Consider the following 22024-nt stretch of genomic DNA (forward strand, 5'->3'; position numbering starts at 1 on the left):
GGTGCGCCGCCGTAGCCGTTGACGCCGCCATGCGTTGAACCGATCTGGGAGACGCTCAACGTGGAGGTCGGTATGGACACCAGTGGTGGCTCGCGGACGACTGCTCGGCGCATGCCCGGCCAGGAGTGCGGCGGGCGTCCCCGGGACGACGCCGGGGAGCCCTGCGACCTGGTGACGGTGCCGGCCCGGCAGGGCCTCGAAGCGGTGGACATCCTGCGCCGGGGGGGCGCCACTCCCAAGGTGGGGCCGGTGTTCCACGACGGCCCGTGCGACATCCTCGGCTTTCTGGTCCCGCCGGGTACGGCCGCGGGCTGGGACATGCCGGGCAGCGCCTGTACGCAGACGAACGGCCGGGGTCTGCGTCTCCCCGCCGAACCCCCGGTCATCGGCTCGGACTGGCTGCTCCACCCCGACACGACGGGCCCGGTCACGGATCCGGCGCTGCTGAGGGAGGCGCTGGGCGAGGCCGCGCGGCTCCTTGAGGCCGCCGACCGGTGTAGATAGCCCACCGGACCCCCGCCCCCAGGGTGCGCGCGCCCCGGAGGCGAACCGGGCCCCAGAATAGACGTGTGGCAAAGAACAGGCGCCGGGCGCCGAGTGCGGTCCCGGCCGAAGACGTCGACGGCGGTCGCGCCGAGCTGGTGCCCGACCGGGAGCGGGCGCGGGCCTGGTCGTTGCTGATCGACGGAGCCCCGCAGTCCCATGTCGACCTCGACGACCCGACGCATCTCTCCTTCGCGTATCAGCGCAGGCTCGGCCATGTCGCGGATCTCGTGGCGCCCGCGGGCCGGCCGCTGTATGTCGCGCACCTCGGCGGCGGGGCCTTCACCCTCGCCCGCTATCTCGCCGCCACGCGCCCCCGCTCCACCCAGCAGATCGTCGAAGTGGACGGTCCCCTCGTCCACTTCGTACGCGAGCGTCTTCCGCTGGACCCGAACGCCCGTATCCGCGTCCGTACCGCCGACGCGCGGGCCGGGCTCGCGAAAATGCCGGACGGCTGGGCGGATCTGGTGATCGCCGATGTGTTCGACGGCGCCCGTACGCCCGCGCATCTGACCAGCGTCGAGTTCCTGAGCGATGTACGCCGGGTCCTGAAGGCGGACGGCCACTACGCGGCCAATCTCGCGGACGGTCCGCCGCTGGCGCATCTGCGGGGCCAGATCGCCACCGCCGCCACCGTCTTCGGGCGGCTCGCGCTCGCCGCCGATCCGGCGGTGTTCCGGGGCCGCCGCTTCGGGAACGCCGTACTGCTCGCCTCGGACCGTGAACTGCCCGTCGCCGAGCTGACCCGCCGGGTCGCGAGCGATCCCCATCCGGGGCGGGTGGAACACGGCCGGGCGCTGGCCGACTTCACGGGCGGCGCGGCCGTGGTGACCGACGCGAGCGCCAAGGCGTCGCCGCCGCCCCCGGCCGACGCCTTCACGTAGACGGGATCCCCGGGTCGTCGGGACGGGGGATCGCTCAGCGGTCGTCGAACTGAACCATCGGCGGATGGCCGTTCCAGGTGCAGAACACCGACACCTCCCGGCCGTCCCGGGTGAACGTGACCCGGATCCAGGTCGGTTGGGTCCACACCTGCATCTGCCAGCCGCTGTCGGGGGTGGCCGAGACCAGTTCGGCCGAGGCGCCGTGGATGTCGAAGACGACCCGGCCGCCGTCGACCGTGAAGCTCTTCACCTCACCGGACGAGCCGGACGGTTCGGTCTCCGCGCCCGCGCCCGCCCCCTCGTCCCCGCCCGCGTGCCCGCCAGGGTCCTTCGTCTTCTCGGCCGGTGGGTGCGACGAGGGCCGCCCGCTGTGGCTCGGTGACGGCGTCGGCGAGGCGGCTGGCCTCGCGGACGGGCTCGGGGGACGCCAGGTGGACGAGGCGAGGGGGCTCGCGCCCGATTCCGTCGCGCTGTCCACGGGCAGCGGGAGCGCGCGCGGCGGGTCGTACGCCGTTCCCGCCATGACCGAGTGAACGCCCCACCACGACAGCGTGACCGCCGCGCCCGTGGCGAGCGACCACGCCAGGGTGTGTATGAGTCCCCTACGCATCGGGGCCATACTGCACCACCCGCGCCACGGCTGTCCCATGAGTGCCGGGAAGGGACACCGGTCACGGCCGTCCCGCGGGACCGGCCCTCCCGTACGGCTCGGATGGCGTACGGTGCCGCCCATGCCCAGTGTGCTCGTGGTCGAGGACGACCAGTTCGTACGCTCCGCCCTCATCAGGCACTTGACCGAGGCCTCCCACACCGTGCGGAGCGTCGGCACGGCTCTGGAGGCGCTGCGCGAAGTGGCCCATTTCCGGTTCGACGTGGTCATTCTCGACCTCGGTCTGCCCGATCTGGACGGCGCGGAGGCGCTGAAGATGCTGCGGGGCATCACCGACGTACCGGTGATCATCGCCACCGCGCGGGACGACGAGGCGGAGATCGTACGGCTGCTCAACGACGGCGCCGACGACTACCTCACCAAACCGTTCTCGGTGGAACATCTGGCGGCCAGGATGGCGGCCGTACTGCGCCGTTCGCGCGCCACCGCCGGTGAGGCCACACCGCCGCGCGTCATCCGGGTCGGCGGGCTCTCGATCGATCCGCTGCGCCGCCAGGCCGAGTTGGACGGGGCCCGGCTGGATCTGACCCGGCGTGAGTTCGACCTGCTGACGTTCCTCGCCGGACGCCCCGGGGTGGTCGTGGCACGCAAGGAGCTGCTCGCGGAGGTGTGGCAGCAGTCGTACGGCGACGACCAGACCATCGACGTCCATCTCTCCTGGCTGCGAAGGAAACTCGGTGAGACGGCGGCCAGGCCGCGCTATCTGCACACGCTGCGGGGCGTCGGGGTGAAGCTGGAGCCGCCCGTGCCGGCCGTCCCCGAGGTGCCGTTATCCGAGCCGCCCGTAGGGGAGTCGCCTCTTTCCGAGCCGCCTCTTTCCGAACTGCCTCTTCCCGAACCGCCCGCTCCGGGGACGCCCGTTGCCGGGACCCCGGCGGCCGGGACCCCGGCGGCCGGAGCGCACCGCGCGGAGCCGCCCGTATGAGATGGGCCCTGGTCAAGGTGGCCGTGGCCGTTACGGTCATGGTCGTCGTGGCCTTCGCCGTCCCCCTCGGACTGGTCATCAAGGAGATGGCCAGGGACCGCGCCTTCTCCAACGCGGAGCGACAGGCCGCCGCCATCGCCCCCACCCTCTCCATCACCACCGACCGCGAGCAGCTGGAGCGGGCCATCGCCTCCACCAACGCCGGTGCCGAAGGGCGGATGGCCGTGCATGTGCCGGCCGCCCCGGGGCCGGAGGCCGGCCGGCTGGACATCGGGCGCGGCCGGGCGGCCGAGAAGGATCTGGTGACCGTCCAGCGGATCCCCCGCGCGGCCATGGCCGAGGTCATGGGCGGGTCCGTACTGCTCCAGCCGACCGCACTCGGCTCCGGCCAGATCGCGGTCGTCGAGATCTATGTTCCGCAGAACGAGGTCTCCAAGGGCGTCACCACCGCCTGGCTGGTGCTCGCGGGCGTGGGGCTCGCGCTGATCGTCGGGTCCGTCGCCGTCGCCGACCGGCTCGGCCTGCGGATGGTCGAGCCCGCCCAGCGGCTCGCGGGCGCGGCGCACGCGCTGGGCGAGGGAAAACTCGGCGCGCGGGTCCCGGAGGAGGGCCCCGCCGAGCTGCGGTCCGCCGCGATCGCCTTCAACTCCATGGCCGACCAGGTCGTCGGGCTCCTCGCCAACGAGCGGGAACTCGCGGCCGATCTCTCACACCGGCTGCGCACCCCGCTCACCGTACTGCGCCTCAACGCCGCGTCCCTGGGCGAGGGACCGGCCGCCGACCAGACCAGGGCCGCCGTCGCGCAGCTGGAGCGCGAGGTCGACACGATCATCCGTACCGCCCGTGAGGCCAAACCGCAGACGGTGGCGGCGGGCCCGGCCGGCGGGTGCGACGTCTCCGAAGTCGTCAGGGAACGGATGGACTTCTGGTCGGCGCTGGCGGAGGACGAGGGGCGCCCGGCACGGGTCGCGGGCATCGGCCGTCCCGTACGCATCCCGGTCGTCCGCGCCGAACTGGCCGCAGCCCTGGACGCGTTGCTCGGCAATGTCTTCCGCCACACCCCGGAGGGCACGGCCTTCTCCGTCGATGTGCACAACGGGGAGGACGCCGTGATCGTCCTCGTCTCGGACGCGGGCTCCGGTATCGCCGACCCGGCGGCTGCCCTCGCCCGGGGCAACAGCGGCGGCCGTGAGGGCTCGACCGGGCTCGGCCTGGACATCGTGCGCAGGGTGGCCGAGTCGACGGGTGGCGATGTACGGCTCGGACGCTCGGTGCTCGGCGGTACCGAGGTACGGATCTGGATCGGCCTCGACGGATGGCGCGCCGCGGACGGGCCGCGCCGGGGCCACCGGCTGCGGCGGCGCGGACGCCGCGCGAGTCCGGACCTTTAACGGCCTCCGATGCGCTCCTTAAGCGCGCCCTAAGAACAGCGGAGCCCACCCGGAATGGGCCCTTCGTCCGGATGGGGGCGGCTAACGTGCTGGCATCAGCCACCCCGCCCCCGCCCCCCCCCCGCACCGCGCGCTCCGGCCGGTACCCAACCCCCCACCCGGCCGGGGCGCGCCCACCCCCGCGACAGGCGTCAGCCGACCGGCACCTCCGGCAGCACCCCCGTACCCGCCAGCCGGGCATACCAACGCGCGCTCGACTTCGGGGTACGGCGCTGTGTCTCGTAGTCCACATGGACCGCGCCGAAGCGCTTGCCGTAGCCGTAGGACCACTCGAAGTTGTCCATCAGCGACCAGAGGAAGTAGCCGCGCACATCGGCCCCGTCGGCGATCGCGCGCTGTACCGCCGACAGATGGCCGTGCAGATAGCGGATCCGGTCCGGGTCGTGGACCGCGCCGTCGGCGTCCGGCTTGTCGGGGTACGCCGCGCCGTTCTCGGTGATCATCAGGGGCAGTCCCGGCGCCTCGCGCGTATAGCGCAGCAGCAGGTCGTACAGTCCGCTCGGATCCACCGACCAGCCCATCTCGGTCAGTTCGCCGGGCGGCTGGTGGAAGACGACGGATTCCGCGCCCGGCCAGGGGGAGTGCTCGCTCGCGCCATGGCCGTCCTGACGGCTGCGTTCGCCCGCGTCCTGGCCATCGGCGGCGGAGACCACCGAGGGCTGGTAGTAGTTGATGCCCAGCGAGTCCAGCGGTTGCCGGCTCACCGCCTCGTCGCCGGCCTGGACGAACGCCCAGTCGGTCAGCCGCGCGGTGTCCGCGAGGAGATCCCCGGGGTACGCGCCGGTCAGCATCGGGCCGGTGAAGACCCGGTTCGCCAGGGCGTCGATACGGCGGCGGGCGTCCCGGTCCTCGGGCGACTGCGTACGGGCCCTGACCGCCGCCGGGTTGAGGCTGACCGAGACCTGGCCGCCCGGCGGGAGTACGGAGCGCAGGGCCTGGGCCGCGAGCCCGTGACCGAGGTTGAGATGGTGCGCGGCGCGCAGGGCGGCCACCGGGTCCGTACGGCCGGGGGCGTGCACACCGGATCCGTACCCGAGAAAGGCGCTGCACCAGGGCTCGTTGAGGGTTGTCCAGCGGGTCACCCGGTCGCCGAGTGCCTCGGCGACGGTTCGCGCGTACTCCGCGAAGCGGTACGCCGTCTCGCGCTCGGGCCAGCCGCCCGCCGCCTCCAACTCCTGGGGCAGATCCCAGTGGTAGAGCGTCAGGACGGGCTCGATGCCATGGGCGAGCAGATCGTCGACCAGACCGCGGTAGAAGTCGAGACCGCGCTGTATGGCCGGGCCGCGGCCGGTGGGCTGGACGCGCGGCCAGGAGACCGAGAAGCGGTACGCGTTCACGCCGAGGTCCGCCATCATCCGGACGTCCTCGGCCCTGCGGTGGAAGTGGTCGACGGCGATATCGCCGGTCTCTCCCCGCGCGACCTTGCCGGGGGTATGGCTGAAGGTGTCCCAGATGGAGGGCGTACGGCCGTTCTCCCGCGCCGCGCCCTCGATCTGGTACGCGGCGGTGGCGGTGCCCCACAGGAACCCGGGCGGAAAGGTGTCGGACATGATGCGGCTCCCGTTGACCGTAGGGATGAGGGAAAGGAATGAGCGAGGAGGGGCAGATGAGGTGGTGAGGGACAAGGGGCGCGGTGGTACGAGGAGGGCCGGCGCGTCGGACCGGCCATAGGGGTACGGGCCCCGCGAGGACCGGCCGTACGGGCCTCAGCCCTTGACCGCGCCCTGCATGATGCCGCCGACGATATGTCTGCCGAAGATCACGAAGGCGATCAGCAGCGGCAGGGTGCCCAGCAGCGCGCCGGCCATGATCACCGACTGATCGGGGATATAGCCGCGGCCGAGCCCGGTCAGCGCCACCTGCACGGTGGGGTTGCCGTTCTGGGTCAGCGCGATGATGGGCCAGAAGAAGTCGTTCCAGGCCATCACGAAGGTCAGCATCCCGAGCACGGCCATCGCGGGCCGCGCGGCCGGGAAGACCACATGCCACACCACGCGCCAGCTGCTCGCGCCGTCCACCCGGGCCGCCTCGATCAGCTCGGTGGGCAGCGCCCCGGTCAGATACTGCCGCATGAAGAACACCCCGAACGCGCTGACCAGGGTGGGCAGGATGACGGACTGGAGCTGATCGGTCCAGGACAGCTCGGCGATCAGCATGTACAGCGGTACGACGCTGAGTTGCGGCGGCACCATCATCGTGCCGATCACCAGCAGCAGAAGCAGATTCTTCAACCGGAAGCGCAGCTTGGCGAAGGCGAAACCGGCGAGCGTGGAGAAGAGCACCGTGCCCGCCGCGATCGCCCCGGCGACGATCGTCGTATTGAGCAGGGCCGTGCCCATGTTGGCGTCGGTCCAGGCGATTTCGAGGTTCTTGAAGAGGTTTCCGCCGAACCAGAAGGGCGGTGGGGTCTGGGCGAGCCGGGTGTTGTTGCGGGAAGCCGCGATCGCCGTCCAGACCAGGGGGAAGAGTGAGCCGGCGGTGAAGAGGATCAGTACGGCGTGGGTGATCCGCCCGCCGTGCAGCTGCCGCCCCGCGCCCTTCCTGTTTCCGCCGCGGGTCGCGGTGCCGGTCGCGTCGCCGGTCCTGTGCCCGGTCTTGTCGCCGGTCCGTGAAGTCGTCGTCGCCATCTCTCTCCCCTACGCGCTCTTGCGGAGACGGCGGGCGATGATCCAGTTCACCGCGCCGATGACCAGCAGGATCAGGAACATCGTCCAGGCGATCGCCGAGGCCCGGCCGAGATGCAGATTCACCCAGCCCTGCTCGTACAGATACAGCCCGAGCGTCTGGAACTGGTGATCCGCCCCGCCCGTCGCGCCCGCGCCGCCGTTGAACAGCAGCGGCTCGCCGAAGAGCTGGGTCGCGCCGATCGTCGAGACCACGCAGGTGAACAGGATCGTCGGCCGCAGCGAAGGGACGGTCACATGGAGGAACTGCTGCCACCGCGACGCCCCGTCCAGCGCCGCCGACTCGTACAGATCGTCCGGGATGGCCTGCATCGCCGCCAGATAGATCAGCGCGTTGTAGCCGGTCCAGCGCCAGATGACGATCGTGGACACCGCGAGCTGAGAGGTCCAGGTGCCGTTCTGCCAGTCGACCGGGTCGATACCGATCAGCCCCAGCGCCCAGTTGATCATTCCGTAGTCACGACCGAAGAGAAGGACGAAGACAAGCGTCGCGGCGGCCACCGATGTGGCGTACGGAGTGAGCACCGCGACCCGGAAGAACATCGAGCCGCGCAGCCGGTAGTTGAGCAGATGCGCGATCCCCAGCGCGATCAGCAGCTGTGGAACGGTCGAGAGCACCCCGATGGTGACGGTGTTCTTCAGCGCGTTCCAGAAGAAGTCGTCGCTCAGCAGCCGGGAGAAGTTCCGTAGCCCCACCCACTCCATGTCGGTGGGCGCGGTCAGTTCCACCCGGTGGAGCGAGGCCCAGCCGGTGTAGAGGAGCGGGAAGAGGCCGAAGGCCAGGAAGAAGACGAAGAACGGGGCGATGAAGACGTACGGGCTCCACCGCACGTCGCGGCGGTACCAGCGGCTGCGCCGCTCCCGGCGCCGCTCGTCCCGTTCCCCGTCCCCTCGCTGTTCCGGCCACCCGGAGACGGGCGCCGTGTCCCCGGCGTCTGTCTCCGGGACGGCGGTGGCGTCACTGCTTGCCATCGGTCACTGGTCCAGTGCGTTGTCGATCGCCTTGACGGCCGCGTCCCAGCCGTCCTTGGAGGATGTGCCCTTCTGGTCGACCTGGAGCATGCCGACATCGGCCAGGTTCTGCGCGATGATCAGGTCCTTCGGACCGACGATCTGGACCGGTACGCCCTGGGCGGCGGCGGAGAAGATCTCTCCGATGGGGGCGTTGTCGAAGTACTCGTGCTTGGCGCCGGACACGGCGGGCAGCGCGTACGCCGCCTGGGAGCTGGGGAAGCTGCCGCGCTTCGCGAAGAACGTGGCCTGCTGTTCGGGCGCGGTCAGCCAGGCGACGAGTTCGGCCGCCTCCTTCTTGTGCTTGCCCGCCTCGGGCACCACCAGGAAGGAGCCGCCCCAGTTGCTGGGCTTCGGCGCGGCGGCCACATCCCACTTGCCCTTGCCCGCGGCGCCGGACTTGTCCTGGATATAGCCGAGCATCCAGGCCGGGCAGGAGACCGTGGCGAAACCGGCGTTCGCGTACCCCTGGTCCCAGGCCGGGGTGAACTGCTGAAGTTTGGCGGTCAGTCCCGCCCCGGCGAACTCCGCGGCGATGTCCCACGCGTTCCGTACGGCCGGGTTGGTCTTGTAGACGACCTTGCCGTCCTTGTCGTAGAACCGGTTCGCCTCGCCGCCGGTGATGGCGGCCATGACGCCGCTCGCCGAGTCCACGAAGGCCGTGCCCTTGGGCGCCTTGGCCTTGAACTTCTTCCCGGCGTCCAGATACTTCCGCCAGTCGCCCGCCCACAGCGCGCCGACCGACGCGCGGTCGGTGGGCAGCCCGGCCGCGGCGAAGAGATCCTTGCGGTAGCAGATGCCCTGGGGGCCGATGTCGGTGCCGAGCCCTATGGTGCGGCCGGCCTTGTTGGTGGCCTGCGACCACTTCCACGGCAGGAAGCTGTCCTGCCGCACGCCGTCGGTCCTGCCGAGGTCCACGAGCTTGTCCGCCTGGGTGGCGGTGATCTCGGCGATGTTGTTGACCTCGACGGCCTGGATGTCGGCGAGTCCGCTGCCGCTGCCGAGGTGGGTGAGCAACTGCGGGTAGTAGTTCTCGTTGCGCTCGATGGACGTCTGTCTGATGACGATGTCCGGGTGGAGCTTCATGTATTGGTCGTAGAGTCCGGCCTCCTTCAGGCCGAAGGCTCCGAAGACCCCCACCGTGAGCGTGGTCTTCCCCTCGCCGCCGTCTCCGCCGCCGCCCGTGGCGTTTCCGGAGGGGCCTTCGCTGTCCTGGGCGCAGCCGGCCAGGATTCCGGCGGTGAGTGCGGCGACGGCCGCGAGGACCGCCACCCGGGACGGGCGAGTACGTGTACGCATGACGTCCTCCTAGTGCACCGACGTGCCCGGTCCTCCGGCCTCTGTGGCCGGCCGGGCGTGGTCGGGCAGCGTGCGGGGCATGAATGGGTCGGGTACGGTGGGAGCGCTCCCATGTGTGATGTGTTGAAGCGTCGCGGGTCCCTGTAGGGGGTGTCAAGGGACCGGGCTGGACTCGGGACGGATTCCACGGGACGGATTCATCGGGAGGCGGAGATGACAGCTCGGACGGCCCGTGAGTCGGATGAGGCCGGTACGGCCCCGCCGACGCGGCGGCGCGGCGGGAAGCCGCCCACGCTCGAAGAGGTGGCCGCCCGCGCGGGCGTCGGGCGCGGCACGGTCTCCCGGGTGATCAACGGCTCGCCGCGGGTGAGCGACCGGACCAGGGCCGCGGTGGAGGCGGCGATCGCCGAGCTGGGGTACGTACCGAACCGCGCGGCCCGCGCGCTCGCCGCGAACCGCGCCGACGCGATCGCCCTGGTGGTCCCCGAGCCGGAGGCGCGGTTCTTCGCCGAGCCGTACTTCTCGGACATCGTCAGCGGGGTGGGCGAGGCGCTCGCCGAGACCGGGATGCAGCTGCTGCTCACCTTCGCGGGCGGCGCGCGCGAGCGCCGCAGGCTGGCGCAGTATCTGGCCGCGCACCGGGTCGACGGGGTGCTGCTGGTCTCGGTCCGCGCGGACGACCCGCTGCCCGACCTGCTGGCCGGGACAGGCATCCCGACGGTCATCAGCGGACGCCGCTCGGCGGCCGAGTCGCTGCCCTCGGTCGACTCCGACAACGCCGGGGGCGCCCGTACGGCGGTGACGCATCTGCTCTCCAGGGGCCGCCGTACGATCGCGACGATCACCGGACGGCTGGAGGTCTACGGCGCGGCCTGCCGCCTCGACGGCTACCGCCTGGCCCTCACCGAGGCCGGCCACGCGCCGGACGAATCGCTCATCGCGGTGGCCGACTTCACGGAGGAGGGCGGCCGGCGCGCGATGCGCGACCTGCTGGCCCGCCGCCCGGACCTGGACGCGGTCTTCGCGGCCTCCGACGTCATGGCGGCCGGCGCCCGCCAGACCCTCCGCGCGGCGGGCCGGCGCATACCGGAGGACGTGGCGCTGGTCGGCTTCGACGACTCGGCGATAGCACGCCACATGGACCCGCCGCTGACGAGCGTCCGGCAGCCGATCGAGGAGATGGGCCGGGCGATGGCGCGGGTGGTCCTGTCGGAGATCGCGACACGGTCACCGGGGGCCGCGGCGACGGCGTCCGACGGGACGGAGGCCGGGGAGACGGGATCGGGGGAAGGCCCGCGGCAACTGGTGCTGCCGACGGAGCTGGTGGTACGGGGATCGTCCTGAGCGTCCACCGCTGCCGCGATCCAGTCGGTCATGGAGGGAACCGGTACGAGGCCGGACAGCGAGAGTGCCCCTGCCCTTCCGGAGAGGAGCAGGGGCGCGGTGGGGCGGCCGGATTCGAACCGGCGTCCTCCTCCATGACGTGTAGGCGCACTACCTCTGTGCTACGACCTCACCGTGCGGTGATCATATCCACCCGGTGCGGGCCGGGGGCGCGGCATTTTCCTCCGGCGGCCACGCGGCGAGGACGTCGTATCCCCAGGAGTCGGAAACGATCAAGGCCCGACCTGCTTTTCGCAGGCCGGGCCTTGATCGACAAGGGTGAGTAACGGGACTTGAACCCGCGACATCCTGGACCACAACCAGGTGCTCTACCAGCTGAGCTATACCCACCAAGGGCCGGTCTTCGTTCCCTACCGGCCGAGAAAAAGTGTACAGGGTCCGCGAGGGTGCTCGCGCCCGGATTCCGGGGCCGGGACCGGGTCCGGAGCAGGTGCCCGGGTGGGGCCCTGCTCCGGGGCGGTCATTCCGCGCGGAGCACGTGCTTCGCGGCGATCTGCCTGGCCGTGTCCGAGTCCGGGCCCGGCTGGGGTACGAAGACCGCCTCCCGGTAGTAGCGCAGCTCCGCGATGGACTCGCGGATGTCCGCCAGCGCGCGGTGGTTGCCGCTCTTCTCCGGGCTGTTGAAGTAGGCCCGCGGGTACCAGCGGCGGGCCAGCTCCTTGATCGAGGAGACATCGACGATGCGGTAGTGGAGGTAGCCCTCCAGCGTCGGCATGTCGCGGAGCAGGAAGCCCCGGTCGGTGCCGACCGTGTTTCCGCACAGCGGAGCCTTCCCGGGCTCCTTCACATGCTTGCGTACGTACGCGAGGACCTGCTCCTCGGCGGCGGCGAGCGTGGTGCCGCCCGCCAGCTCGTCGAGGAGTCCCGAGGCGGTGTGCATCTGCCGCACCACCTCGGGCATGGTCTCCAGCGCCGTGTCCGGCGGGCGGATCACGATGTCCACCCCTTCGCCGAGCACGTTCAGCTCCGAGTCGGTGACCAGCGCGGCCACCTCGATGAGTGCGTCGTCCGTCAGCGAGAGCCCGGTCATCTCGCAGTCGATCCACACCATTCGATCGTTCATGCGCCTTACCCTACGGGGCGCTCCGCTGGCCGGGCAGACTCGGACGGCCCGGACCTGTCGCGTACATGTCGGAGCCGGTTTTTCCGTGCTCCGTCACCGACGCCGACGCCGCCGCCTGGCCGGGCGTACTGGCGGCTGCCGCCGCCCGCCTGGAGTGCGGGGACGCCTGGGCGGGGACGACCGACTCCATGACCCCGTGAGGCATGGAATCGCCCTGCGGTCTGCGGGCCCGGTAGGCGGACCGGTAGGCCGCGGGGGACGAGCCCAGCTGGCGCCGGAAGTGGCCGCGCAGTGCCACCGGGGAGCGGAAGCCGCAGCGGCCCGCGACCTCGTCGACCGAGTAGTCGGAGGTCTCCAGCAGCCGCTGCGCCTGCAGCACCCGCTGGGTGATCAGCCACTGCAGCGGCGCGCTCCCGGTGAGCGAGCGGAACCGCCGGTCGAACGTACGGCGGCTCATATACGCGCGGGCCGCGAGCGTCTCCACGTCGAACTGCTCGTGCAGATGCTCCAGCGCCCAGGCCACGACCTCGGCGAGCGGGTCGGAGCCGATTTCCTCTGGTAAAGACCTGTCCAGATAGCGCTCCTGGCCGCCGCTGCGCCGTGGTGGTACGACCAGTCTGCGGGCGAGCGCGCCCGCCGCCTCCGCGCCGTGATCCGTCCGGACTATGTGCAGACACAGATCGATTCCGGCCGCTGTCCCCGCGGATGTGAGCACATCGCCGTCATCGACGAACAGCTCTCTCGGATCCACATGGACGGACGGATAACGCTTGGCGAGCGTCGGCGCGTACATCCAGTGCGTGGTGGCCGGCCGGCCGTCCAGCAGACCGGCCGCGGCGAGCACGAACGCGCCGGTGCACAGACCGACGATCCGCGCGCCCTCTTCATGGGCACGGCGCAACGCGTCCAGTGCCTCCGGCGGTGGCGGTGATGTGATCGACCGCCAGGCCGGTACCACCACCGTGCCGGCCCTGCTGATCGCCTCCAGGCCGTACGGCGCGGTGAGTTCGAGGCCGCCGGTGGTGCGCAGCGGCCCGTCCTCCCCGCCGCAGACGAGCAGGCGATAGCGGGGAACCCCGGCGTCCTGGCGGTCGATTCCGAACACGGAGAGCGGGATGGAGCTCTCGAAGATGGGGCCGCCGCTGAAGAGCAGCACAGCGACGACTTCCCGGCGACGTCTCCCGGAAAGTTTGCGTGCTGACTCCGTTACGGCAGTGGAGTCCTGGCTCATGGTGCTAAGCCCCCCTCGGTGTTCGCGTCTCCCCGTTCTTGTCGGGCCTCTCGCTCCTGCACGATTCCCCTCGGTTTTGCACGGGTCCCCAGCCTTCGATACTCATGATCGAATCTACTGTGTCCCGTGGTGCCGGCGTGACAAGTTCTCCAACCGGCGCTATGTCGACAAGGCAACTTGGCGCGAAGCATTCGATCACGAAGCGTTCCACTCGGAAGCCGAGAGTGGAAGTGGGCCTCGCATGCATGGCCCGTCCCCGTAGGGTGCCAAGGACCGGTGCGGTCCTTTCTTCCCTGGTGGCAAGGGGGTTGGCAGGCCATTTCGCCAAGGGTTCTACTCAAGTGCGAAGTTGGCTGAAAAGCGATGGGTGCGTCGGTGTGACGCACTCAGTCTCCCGGCGCACACCTTTCGTGTACGCGCGAGCCCCGGCGCGCCCCTTGAGGGCTCCGGGAGTGACGGCTTCCGGTCGTTGCGTACGTTACGTACATCCTGGCCTCCTCCGCACCTCGCCGGCGGCGGCGCGTTCGGACCGGCGCGGCGGCGGCCGGTGGATCGCGGTCGCCACGGCGAGGCCGGCCGCGACCGCCGCCGTGGAGCCGACGGGCGCGCCGTACACCGCGAGGACCACCGGGACCAGCGGACAGCCGAACGCCGCCCGGCCGACCACTTCGTCCGCCGGCTCGGCGGCGGGCCGCGCGGTGAGCGCGACGGGGGCCGGCGGGCGCCCATGCGGCCCCGCGCGATGCGCCCCATGATGCGCCCCGGGGCGCGCTCCGTGGCGTGCGGGCCCCGGGGCGACAGCCGGGGCCCGAGCGACGGTTGGTGCGGGCACGGGGGCTCCCTGGGGCCGGGGACATGGCCGATGGCCAACGAGGAGCGGAGCCGTCCGGTCACTCCGGGTCGACGCGGGAACGGCTGTAGCGACCATCCGGCATTGCCATCCGGGGCGCCCTCGTGCATGCTCCCTGGAACGCCGCGTGTGGGGCGCCGGACTCTGGGCATGAGAGGAGTGCCGCCGTACCCTTTGGGGTATGGGCTTGGGAAGATGATTCCCGGACACAGCTCCCCCTGTCACGCCACTTGTTGATCCTTCTCAAGAGGACTTCCTTCGCCGAGACACCCATGGCCGGTCACGAAATCCCAGAACCCGTAGACCGCGAGCAGGTAGCCGACCCGCTGTCGGGCCCGCGAGCGGCGGAACAGACGCGCTCTTCCTGCGATCCCGCCTTCCGCCACGGAGTCGTTGTCGGCTTCGACGGCTCGATGTCGAGTGAGCGGGCCCTCGCTTATGCCATCGGCATGGCCAGACGGCTGGGCTCGGGTCTGATCATCGTCCATGTCGCCAACCGGTTGCCCACCACGGTCTGGGCGGGCTGCGAGCCCCCTGTCTTCGTGGACGTGCCCGATCACCGCACGGAAGTGCTCGGCCTCGAACTGGCCTGCGCGGACTATCTCGCGGAGGTGCCGTGGATCCTGGTCGAGCGCGGCGGCGACATCTGCCATGAACTCGAAGAGGTCGGCCAGGAGTACTCCGCCGACGCGATCGTCGTCGGATCCACGCACGGCATCGTCGGGCGGATCTTCGGCTCGGTGGCGGGGCGGCTGGCGCGGCGCGCACAGCGGCCCGTCGTGGTGATTCCGTAACCCACCTGTGCATCAGGCCCGTTGGCGTCAACTGGGTGCTGACGGCCTGTCAACTCCCTTGCCCGCAGTGTGAATCTACTCACAGGTAGAGGTGGATTGCGTCCTTGTGAAGGGTACATATCGGCCGCTGGGACACAGCACCACGCACATCGTGAAGGGAGCCCGCCGTGGACAATGCCGTCTCTGCGGGAAGTACTACTTCGACCTGGGTCCTGGGCCATCTCGCCCTGGGCCTCACCCTGCTCGCCTTCGGAATCGGCCACACCGGTGTCGTCGCGAGTGTGACGGCGGTCGCCGCCGTCACGCTCGCGCTCTATGTCGGCGGTATCGCCCTCTTCCTCGCCGGACTCCTCGAATTCCGCGCGGGAGACTCATTCACCGGCACGGCCTTCGCGGGCCTTGGCGCCTTCTGGTTCACCTGGGGGATGGGAGTCGGCCATCAGACCTCCGCGGACGCCGCGGGTCTCTTCCTCGTCCTCTGGGCGCTCCTGGCCTTCAGTCTGGCCGTCGGTGGCGGGGGCGCGGGGCCGCTGGTGCAGAGCGCGTACGGGCTGTTCAGTGCCGGGCTGCTGCTGCTCGCCGTGGGCCAGTTCGCCGACAGCGCGGGCCTCACCAAGGTCGGTGGCTGGTTCGCCGTCGTGGCGGGCCTCGCCTCCTGGTACGCGGCGACGGCCGCGCTCGCCAAGTGGCCGACCGCCCTGCCGCGCCGTCGTGCTGCCGGCCGGGGAGTGACGGCCACCGGCTGAGGCAGCCGCGGGCCGGCGCCCAGGGCAAGCGCCGGCCCCTTCGGGGGGCGCCCCCAGCGCGATGGGTGGCACGCGCTGGGGGCGCTCTCGCCGTACGGGCTCCCGCGCGCTCGTGAGCGGGGCGGGGGCGAGCCGCTACTCGACCGTCACGGACTTCGCGAGGTTACGGGGCTTGTCGATGTCCCGGCCCAGCGCCAGCGCCGTGTGGTACGCGAGCAGCTGGAGCGGGATGCCCAGCAGGATCGGGTCCAGCTCCGTCTCGTTCTTCGGTACGACGATGGTGTGGTCGGCCTTCTCCTGCGGCTGGTGCGCCACCGCCAGGATCGGCCCGCTGCGGGCCTTGATCTCCTCCAGTGCCGCCCGGTTCTTCTCCAGCAGATCGTCGTCGGGGACGATCGCGACCGTCGGCAGCGCCGGCTCGATCAGGGCGAGCGGGCCGTGCTTCAGCTCCGAGGCCGGATACGCCTCGGCGTGGATGTAGGAGATCTCCTTCAGCTTCAGCGAGGCCTCAAGCGCCACCGGATAGCCCCGCACCCTGCCGATGAACATCATGGAACTGACCTGCGCGTACTGTGCCGCCAGCTTCGCGATGTCATCCTCCGTCGCCAGGATCTCGGCGATCTGGGCGGGCAGCCTGCGCAGCCCTTCGATGATCCGCTTGCCGTCCGCGACCGACAGATCGCGGATCCGGCCCAGATGCAGCGCGAGCAGCGCGAACGAGACCACGGTGTTGGTGAAGCACTTGGTGGAGACGACACAGACCTCAGGACCCGCGTGTACGTACACCCCGCCATCGGTCTCCCGGGCGATCGCCGAGCCGACGACATTCACCACGCCCAGTACGCGCGCGCCCTTGCGCTTCAGCTCCTGCACCGCCGCCAGCACGTCGTACGTCTCGCCCGACTGGGACACCGCGACATACAGGGTGTCGGGGTCCACGACCGGATTGCGGTAGCGGAACTCGGAGGCGGGCTCGGCGTCCGCCGGGATCCGGGCCAGCTCCTCGATGAGCTGCGCGCCGATGAGCCCGGCGTGGTACGAGGTGCCACAGCCGAGGATCTTGATCCGGCGCACCCCGCGCGCCTCCCGGGCGTCCAGGTTGAGACCGCCGAGATGCACGGTGGAGAACCGGTCGTCGATCCGGCCGCGCAGCACCCGGTCCACGGAGTCGACCTGCTCCGAGATCTCCTTGTGCATATAGGTGTCATGGCCACCCATGTCGTACGACTCGGCCTCCCACTCCACGGTGGTCGGCGTCGCCGAGGTGCGCGAGCCCTCGGTGGTGTACGTACGGAAGTCATCGGCCTTGAGGGTGGCCATCTCGCCGTCGTCCAGCGTCACGACCTGGCGGGTGTGGGAGACCAGCGCGGCCACGTCGGACGCGACGAACATCTCCTTCTCGCCGATGCCCAGGACGACCGGCGAGCCATTGCGGGCGACGACGATACGGTCCGCGAAATCGGCGTGCAGGACGGCGATGCCGTAGGTGCCCTCGATCAGCTGAAGCGCCTGACGGACCTTCTCCTCCAGGGTCGAGGCCTGGGAGCGCGCGATGAGATGGGTCACCACCTCGGTGTCGGTCTCCGACCGGAACACCACACCGTCGGCCTCCAGCTTGACCCGCAGCTCCGAGGCGTTGTCGATGATGCCGTTGTGGACGAGGGCGACCTTGCCCTCCGGGTCCATGTGCGGGTGCGCGTTCTCGTCGCTCGGGGCGCCATGGGTGGCCCAGCGGGTGTGCGCGATCCCGGTCGTACCGGCGAAGCGCTTGGGTACGCGGGCCTCCAGCTCGCGTACCCGGCCCTTGGCCTTGACCAGCTTCAGCGCGGCCGGCTTGCCCGCGGCCGGCTTGCCTGTGATGACCAGGCCGGCCGAGTCGTACCCCCGGTACTCCAGCCGCTGCAGGCCTTCCAGCAGCAGCGGTGCCACATCACGCTTTCCGATGTATCCGACGATTCCGCACATACGGTCTCCGCTCCTCCTGAGTCACGCTGTCCTGGATCACGCTGTCCTCGATCACAGTGCTCCCGCACGGTCGGGCGCCCCGGCCGGGCCGGCCGTATCAGCCGTAGACGATGCGGCGCAGCTGCCGCAGCGAGAGCGCCGGGGGCGCCACCGCGCGGTGTGGCAGCTCGGCCGCGATCCGCTCGAAGATCTCCGCGTTCGTGGACCCACCGGACTGCATCTCCCGGTGGCGGCGGCGGACGAACTCCTCGGTCGTCTCGTCGAAGTACGCCAGCACGTCGAGCACCACCCGGGCGGCCTCACCGCGCTGGAGCGCGGTGCTGCGGACCAGATGGTCGATGAGGTCGTCGTGCGATGAGCGGCGTTCGAGCACGTGTTGATATTGAACGTGACAAAGGAGGTTTGCAAGAATCCTGCCCGGAATCGGGCAGGAAGCTCTGAAAACGGGGGCTGAAAGAGGGAAGGCGAGAACAAGGAGCGGGGATCCGGGGATCCGGGACGTGGCCGAGCGATCGAGGATCAGAGCCGTCTGAGGATGGCCTGCTTCGCCGTGCTGAACTCCTCGGCGGTGAGAATCCCCGCCTGGTGCAGCTCACCCAGCTCCCGCAGCCGGCGCAGCAGGGCGTCGTGGTCGTCGCCGCTCGCCGCCCGGCCCGTGGGGTTCGCCGGGTCCGTGGTGGCCGCCGCGGCCTTGGTGAGGCTCGGCGGTGGAGCCGGGATGGCGGTGGGCTCGGTGGCCGTGGGCTCGGTGGCCGTGCCGCGCGGATGGGGCAGTCGGGCCACCACCGCCGCGCCGACCAGCGCCATCAGCGGATCCTTTCTGAATCCGTACAGATCCACCGCGTGCGGGTCGTACTTCGGCGGGGTGGACACGGGCGCCCTGCTGGTGAGGAAGCGCAGATAGCCGTTCTCCAGACCGGCGCTCGGCAGCCACTCCACCGCCGCCACCTCGCTCAGCGCGAGGGTGCGGGGGCCGCCGGAGGACTTGGACTCCTCCGTCTTCCAGTTCCACTCCAGCCGGATACGCTCCCCGTCGAAGGTGACGCTCGCGTCGCCCGCGCTCGCGGTGATCGGCAGGGCGGGGCCCGGCAGCAGATAGCGGTCGACGGGTCCGGACTCCACCTGGTCGAGCAGCAGGGCGTTCCGTACCTCGTCGACGAAGTACTCGGCGACCCCCGCGCGGTCCTTGTCGACGGTCAGCAGATACGGGTCGGAGCTGTCGCCCAGCCGGCTTCCGGTGATCTGGAGCAGCGGGTCCGCGCCCTCCCGCAGTCGCAGCCGCAGCCGCCCGGACTTGCGACCCGCCTCGAAGGAGATCCCCGCCAACGCGCCCAGTGGCACGGCGATTTCACCGAGGGCCTTGCGGAGCAGGCTCACGCCCTTGTCCGTGCCGGGCACGATACGGACCGTGTCCCCGTCGAACGTCCACGTGCCGTCCTTCTGGATGATTTCCGCCATGCGGGGATTCTTCCATCAGGTGGGCGGAGAGTGGTCTACACCTTGACCGACGGTGGGACGTGCGGGTCCCATGGACAGGCCCCAGGCACCGCAGGTGAGTACCCCATCGCCCCGTCGAAGGGACAATCTTGTGAGACAGCACGGCACGTTACCCCGTCTGTTCGGTTCGCTGCTGCTCGTCATGGCGGCCGGTATCGCCGGCATCGGAGCCGCTCCGAGTGGCGCTCCGGGCGGTCCTCCGGGCCCCGCCCATGAGTCCGCCGCGCGCCCGCTCGATCAGATCGTGCCCGCTCCCGCCCAGGTCAGGGCGGGCGGGGCGGCATACGCCCTCACGGCGCGCAGCAAGATCCAGATCGAGGGCCGGTCGCACGAGGACGCTCGCGAGGCCCGCCGGATCGGCTCGTATCTGGCCGGGCTGCTGCGGCCCTCGACCGGTTACGCGCTGCCCGTCACCGACCGCCGCGGCGAGGGAGGCATCCGGCTGCGGCTCGTCGGCTCCGACGACCGGGGCCCCGGCCGGGACCGGGGAAGGGACCGGGAGCTGGGCGAGGAGGGCTACCGCCTGGAGTCCGGCCGCGGCGGCGTCACCATCACCGCCCAGGAGCCCGCCGGGCTCTTCCACGGCGTCCAGACCCTGCGCCAGCTGCTGCCCGCCTCCGTGGAGAAGCGGACCACCCAGCGCGGCCCCTGGACCGTCGCGGGCGGCACCGTCACCGACACCCCGCGCTACGCCTACCGCGGCGCGATGCTCGATGTCTCACGGCACTTCCTGACGGTCGATCAGGTCAAGCTCTATATCGACCAGTTGGCGCTCTACAAGATCAACAAGCTGCATCTGCATCTCTCCGACGACCAGGGCTGGCGGATCGCCATCGACTCCTGGCCGCGGCTGGCCACCTACGGCGGCTCCACCCAGGTCGGCGGCGGACCGGGCGGCTACTACACCAAGGCCCAGTACCGGGAGCTGGTGAGCTACGCGTCCTCCCGTCACCTGGAGGTGATCCCGGAGATCGACATGCCGGGCCACACCAACGCAGCCCTCGCCTCGTACGCCGAGCTGAACTGCGACGGCGTCGCGCCCCCGCTCTACACCGGCACGGCGGTCGGCTTCAGCTCGCTGTGCGCGCCCAAGGAGGTGACGTACGACTTCGTGGACGATGTGATCCGGGAGGTGGCCGCCCTCACACCCGGGAAGTATCTCCACATCGGCGGCGACGAGGCCCACTCCACCAGCCACGCCGACTATGTGACCTTCATGGAGCGGACCCAGGCCGTCGTCCGGAAGTACGGGAAGACCGTCGTCGGCTGGCATCAGCTGACCGGCGCCACCCCGGTGGAGGGGGCCGTCGCCCAGTACTGGGGGTACGACGCCACGAGCGCGGCCGAGCGCGCGCAGGTCGCGGCGGCGGCCAAGAAGGGCACCGGGCTGATCCTCTCCCCGGCGGACCGGACGTACCTCGACATGAAGTACGACAGGACCACTGTGCTGGGCCAGTCCTGGGCCGGCTATACGGAGGTGGACCGCTCCTACGACTGGAACCCGGCCACCTACCTCGCCGGCGCGGGCGTGCCCGAGGACGCGGTACTCGGTGTCGAGGCGCCGCTCTGGACCGAGACTCTCGCGACGAGCGATCAGCTGGAGTCCATGGCCTTCCCGCGGCTGCCCGGCATCGCCGAGCTGGGCTGGTCACCGGCCGCCACGCACGACTGGGACACCTACAAGGTCCGGCTCGCGGCGCAGGGGCCGCGTATGGCGGCGCTCGGGATCGACTACTACCGCTCGCCGCTGGTGAACTGGCCGGCCGGCTGACAGCGCCCGCGGGGCGCGGGCGCCGGGGGGCTGCGTCACACCCCCGGCGCCCGGTGGGCCTCAGCCCGTCGGGCTCAGCTCCGCCAGCCCCAACTCCCGCGCGATCAGCATCCGCTGGACCTCGCTCGTCCCCTCACCGATCTCCAGGATCTTCGAGTCCCGCCACATCCTGGCGACCGGATACTCGTTCATGAAGCCGTATCCGCCGTGGATCTGGGTGGCCTCACGGGCGTTGTCGACGGCGACCGTCGAGGAGTAGAGCTTCGCCAGCGCCGCCTCCTTCTTGAACGGCTCGCCGTGCGTCAGCCGGGAGGCCGCGTCCCGCCAGCCGATCCGCGCCATGTGCGCGCGCATCTCCATGTCGGCGATCTTGAACTGGATGGCCTGGTTGGCGCCGATCGGCCGGCCGAACGCGTGCCGCTCGCGCGCGTACGCCACCGACTCGTCCACACACCCCTGGGCGAGCCCGGTCGCCAGTGCGGAGATCGCGATCCTGCCCTCGTCGAGGATGCGCAGGAACTGCGCGTACCCACGGCCCTCCTCGCCGAGCAGATTGGCCAGCGGGACGCGGACGTCCGCGAAGGACAGCTCGCGGGTGTCCGACGCGTTCCAGCCGACCTTCGAGTACGGGGCCGCGACCGTGAAGCCGGGGGTGCCCGACGGCACGATGATCGAGGAGATCTCCGGACGGCCGTCCTCCTTGCGGCCGGTGACGGCCGTGACCGTGACCAGGCCCGTGATGTCCGTACCGGAGTTGGTGATGAAGCACTTGGTGCCATTGATCACCCATGAGTCGCCGTCGCGCACGGCGGTGGTGCGCGTGCCGCCCGCGTCCGAACCGCAGTCCGGCTCCGTCAGGCCGAACGCGCCGAGCAGCTCGCCCGAGCAGAGACGGGGCAGCCACTCGCGCTTCTGCTCCTCCGTACCGAAGAGATGGAGGGGCATCGCGCCGAGCGAGACCCCGGCCTCCAGGGTGATCGCCACCGAGGAGTCGACGCGGGCCAGCTCCTCCAGGGCGATGCCGAGCGCGAGATAGTCGCCGCCCATGCCGCCGTACTCCTCCGGGAACGGCAGCCCGAACAGCCCCATCCGGCCCATCTCACGGATGATCTCGTAGGGGAACTCATGGCGCTCGTAGAAGTCGCCGATCTTGGGTGCGACGACCTCGTGGGCGAACTCCTCGACGGTGCGGCGCAGTTCTTCGTGCTCGGCGGAGAGCCGGTGGTCCAGGGACAT

19 protein-coding genes, 2 tRNA genes and 1 pseudogene are annotated in these 22024 nt (G+C 70.8%); 8 read left to right on the top strand and 14 right to left on the bottom strand.

Annotated elements, in window-relative coordinates:
• The first annotated feature begins 111 nt into the window (after positions 1 to 111).
• Both AB0M67_RS23735 and AB0M67_RS23740 read left to right on the top strand, forming a co-directional pair.
• A complete protein-coding gene (locus AB0M67_RS23735; RefSeq protein WP_365748568.1) occupies positions 112 to 504 on the top strand; it encodes a hypothetical protein in 393 nt (130 codons plus the stop codon).
• 65 nt (positions 505 to 569) lie between these two features.
• Complete coding sequence (locus AB0M67_RS23740; RefSeq protein ID WP_365748412.1) at positions 570 to 1427, top strand: fused MFS/spermidine synthase; 858 nt, start codon at positions 570 to 572, stop codon at positions 1425 to 1427.
• 34 nt (positions 1428 to 1461) lie between these two features.
• On the opposite strand, the gene AB0M67_RS23745 is transcribed toward AB0M67_RS23740, so the two are convergent.
• Positions 1462 to 2037, bottom strand: coding sequence for a hypothetical protein (locus AB0M67_RS23745; protein ID WP_365748414.1), 576 nt, complete (start codon positions 2035 to 2037; stop codon positions 1462 to 1464).
• 121 nt (positions 2038 to 2158) lie between these two features.
• On the opposite strand from AB0M67_RS23745, the pseudogene AB0M67_RS23750 reads away from it, so the two are divergent.
• Positions 2159 to 2842 (top strand): annotated as a pseudogene (locus tag AB0M67_RS23750) (response regulator transcription factor); the annotation flags it as partial.
• Positions 2843 to 3018: 176 nt separating this feature from the next.
• Positions 3019 to 4413, top strand: coding sequence for a HAMP domain-containing sensor histidine kinase (locus tag AB0M67_RS23755; protein WP_365748416.1), 1395 nt, complete (start codon positions 3019 to 3021; stop codon positions 4411 to 4413).
• A gap of 191 nt (positions 4414 to 4604) precedes the next feature.
• Here AB0M67_RS23755 and AB0M67_RS23760 read toward each other — a convergent pair whose 3' ends face one another.
• The 4 genes from AB0M67_RS23760 to AB0M67_RS23775 form a co-directional block, all read right to left on the bottom strand.
• Positions 4605 to 6023 (bottom strand): GH1 family beta-glucosidase, encoded by a 1419-nt coding sequence (locus AB0M67_RS23760; RefSeq protein WP_365748417.1) that lies wholly within the window; start codon positions 6021 to 6023, stop codon positions 4605 to 4607.
• Between the two features lie 156 nt (positions 6024 to 6179).
• A complete protein-coding gene (locus AB0M67_RS23765) occupies positions 6180 to 7100 on the bottom strand; it encodes a carbohydrate ABC transporter permease (RefSeq protein ID WP_365748419.1) in 921 nt (306 codons plus the stop codon).
• A gap of 9 nt (positions 7101 to 7109) precedes the next feature.
• Positions 7110 to 8129: a sugar ABC transporter permease gene (locus tag AB0M67_RS23770; RefSeq protein WP_365748421.1), complete on the bottom strand. Its 1020-nt coding sequence runs from the start codon at positions 8127 to 8129 to the stop codon at positions 7110 to 7112.
• Between the two features lie 3 nt (positions 8130 to 8132).
• Positions 8133 to 9467 (bottom strand): ABC transporter substrate-binding protein, encoded by a 1335-nt coding sequence (locus AB0M67_RS23775; RefSeq protein ID WP_365748423.1) that lies wholly within the window; start codon positions 9465 to 9467, stop codon positions 8133 to 8135.
• A gap of 213 nt (positions 9468 to 9680) precedes the next feature.
• On the opposite strand from AB0M67_RS23775, the gene AB0M67_RS23780 reads away from it, so the two are divergent.
• On the top strand, positions 9681 to 10811 hold the full coding sequence (locus AB0M67_RS23780; RefSeq protein WP_365748425.1) for a LacI family DNA-binding transcriptional regulator: 1131 nt from the start codon (positions 9681 to 9683) through the stop codon (positions 10809 to 10811).
• A gap of 97 nt (positions 10812 to 10908) precedes the next feature.
• Here AB0M67_RS23780 and AB0M67_RS23785 read toward each other — a convergent pair.
• From AB0M67_RS23785 to AB0M67_RS23805, 5 genes are all read right to left on the bottom strand, one after another.
• Positions 10909 to 10985 (bottom strand) — tRNA-Asp (locus tag AB0M67_RS23785).
• 143 nt (positions 10986 to 11128) lie between these two features.
• Positions 11129 to 11201: transfer RNA gene (locus AB0M67_RS23790), tRNA-His, on the bottom strand.
• 130 nt (positions 11202 to 11331) lie between these two features.
• The gene (orn, locus tag AB0M67_RS23795; RefSeq protein ID WP_365748427.1) at positions 11332 to 11934 is read right to left on the bottom strand and encodes an oligoribonuclease; all 603 of its coding nucleotides are present in this window, start codon (positions 11932 to 11934) and stop codon (positions 11332 to 11334) included.
• Between the two features lie 10 nt (positions 11935 to 11944).
• A complete protein-coding gene (locus tag AB0M67_RS23800) occupies positions 11945 to 13165 on the bottom strand; it encodes a helix-turn-helix domain-containing protein (RefSeq protein WP_249949549.1) in 1221 nt (406 codons plus the stop codon).
• 478 nt (positions 13166 to 13643) lie between these two features.
• Positions 13644 to 13997, bottom strand: a complete 354-nt coding sequence (locus tag AB0M67_RS23805) for a hypothetical protein (protein ID WP_365748429.1) — start codon at positions 13995 to 13997, stop codon at positions 13644 to 13646.
• 290 nt (positions 13998 to 14287) lie between these two features.
• Between AB0M67_RS23805 and AB0M67_RS23810 the strand changes: the two genes are divergently transcribed.
• Positions 14288 to 14809 carry a universal stress protein gene (locus AB0M67_RS23810; protein WP_365748430.1) on the top strand — a complete coding sequence of 174 codons (522 nt, stop codon included), beginning with the start codon at positions 14288 to 14290 and terminating at the stop codon, positions 14807 to 14809.
• A 167-nt stretch (positions 14810 to 14976) separates the two neighbouring features.
• Complete coding sequence (locus AB0M67_RS23815; protein ID WP_365748432.1) at positions 14977 to 15555, top strand: acetate uptake transporter; 579 nt, start codon at positions 14977 to 14979, stop codon at positions 15553 to 15555.
• A gap of 135 nt (positions 15556 to 15690) precedes the next feature.
• On the opposite strand, the gene glmS is transcribed toward AB0M67_RS23815, so the two are convergent.
• The 3 genes from glmS to AB0M67_RS23830 form a co-directional block, all read right to left on the bottom strand.
• Complete coding sequence (gene glmS, locus AB0M67_RS23820) at positions 15691 to 17520, bottom strand: glutamine--fructose-6-phosphate transaminase (isomerizing) (protein ID WP_365748434.1); 1830 nt, start codon at positions 17518 to 17520, stop codon at positions 15691 to 15693.
• A gap of 97 nt (positions 17521 to 17617) precedes the next feature.
• Positions 17618 to 17893, bottom strand: a complete 276-nt coding sequence (locus AB0M67_RS23825) for a hypothetical protein (protein ID WP_249949545.1) — start codon at positions 17891 to 17893, stop codon at positions 17618 to 17620.
• 146 nt (positions 17894 to 18039) lie between these two features.
• Positions 18040 to 18978, bottom strand: coding sequence for a DUF4429 domain-containing protein (locus tag AB0M67_RS23830; RefSeq protein WP_365748436.1), 939 nt, complete (start codon positions 18976 to 18978; stop codon positions 18040 to 18042).
• Between the two features lie 181 nt (positions 18979 to 19159).
• Here AB0M67_RS23830 and AB0M67_RS23835 point away from each other — a divergent pair, with 181 nt between their 5' ends.
• Positions 19160 to 20788 carry a beta-N-acetylhexosaminidase gene (locus tag AB0M67_RS23835; protein ID WP_365748569.1) on the top strand — a complete coding sequence of 543 codons (1629 nt, stop codon included), beginning with the start codon at positions 19160 to 19162 and terminating at the stop codon, positions 20786 to 20788.
• A gap of 60 nt (positions 20789 to 20848) precedes the next feature.
• On the opposite strand, the gene AB0M67_RS23840 is transcribed toward AB0M67_RS23835, so the two are convergent.
• Positions 20849 to 22024 carry an acyl-CoA dehydrogenase family protein gene (locus AB0M67_RS23840; protein ID WP_365748437.1) on the bottom strand — a complete coding sequence of 392 codons (1176 nt, stop codon included), beginning with the start codon at positions 22022 to 22024 and terminating at the stop codon, positions 20849 to 20851.

Origin of the sequence: Streptomyces sp. NPDC051662 (assembly GCF_040681655.1) — a bacterium.
Lineage (GTDB): Bacteria > Actinomycetota > Actinomycetes > Streptomycetales > Streptomycetaceae > Streptomyces.

Coding starts and splice junctions, on each gene's coding strand:
- AB0M67_RS23800 (WP_249949549.1), bottom strand. CDS start 13,165: ATGAGCCAGGACTCCACTGCCGTAACGGAGTCAGCACGCAAACTTTCC.
- orn (WP_365748427.1), bottom strand. CDS start 11,934: ATGAACGATCGAATGGTGTGGATCGACTGCGAGATGACCGGGCTCTCG.
- AB0M67_RS23735 (WP_365748568.1), top strand. CDS start 112: ATGCCCGGCCAGGAGTGCGGCGGGCGTCCCCGGGACGACGCCGGGGAG.
- AB0M67_RS23770 (WP_365748421.1), bottom strand. CDS start 8,129: ATGGCAAGCAGTGACGCCACCGCCGTCCCGGAGACAGACGCCGGGGAC.
- AB0M67_RS23745 (WP_365748414.1), bottom strand. CDS start 2,037: ATGCGTAGGGGACTCATACACACCCTGGCGTGGTCGCTCGCCACGGGC.
- AB0M67_RS23775 (WP_365748423.1), bottom strand. CDS start 9,467: ATGCGTACACGTACTCGCCCGTCCCGGGTGGCGGTCCTCGCGGCCGTC.
- glmS (WP_365748434.1), bottom strand. CDS start 17,520: ATGTGCGGAATCGTCGGATACATCGGAAAGCGTGATGTGGCACCGCTG.
- AB0M67_RS23830 (WP_365748436.1), bottom strand. CDS start 18,978: ATGGCGGAAATCATCCAGAAGGACGGCACGTGGACGTTCGACGGGGAC.
- AB0M67_RS23760 (WP_365748417.1), bottom strand. CDS start 6,023: ATGTCCGACACCTTTCCGCCCGGGTTCCTGTGGGGCACCGCCACCGCC.
- AB0M67_RS23810 (WP_365748430.1), top strand. CDS start 14,288: ATGGCCGGTCACGAAATCCCAGAACCCGTAGACCGCGAGCAGGTAGCC.
- AB0M67_RS23765 (WP_365748419.1), bottom strand. CDS start 7,100: ATGGCGACGACGACTTCACGGACCGGCGACAAGACCGGGCACAGGACC.
- AB0M67_RS23835 (WP_365748569.1), top strand. CDS start 19,160: ATGGCGGCCGGTATCGCCGGCATCGGAGCCGCTCCGAGTGGCGCTCCG.
- AB0M67_RS23840 (WP_365748437.1), bottom strand. CDS start 22,024: ATGTCCCTGGACCACCGGCTCTCCGCCGAGCACGAAGAACTGCGCCGC.
- AB0M67_RS23780 (WP_365748425.1), top strand. CDS start 9,681: ATGACAGCTCGGACGGCCCGTGAGTCGGATGAGGCCGGTACGGCCCCG.
- AB0M67_RS23755 (WP_365748416.1), top strand. CDS start 3,019: ATGAGATGGGCCCTGGTCAAGGTGGCCGTGGCCGTTACGGTCATGGTC.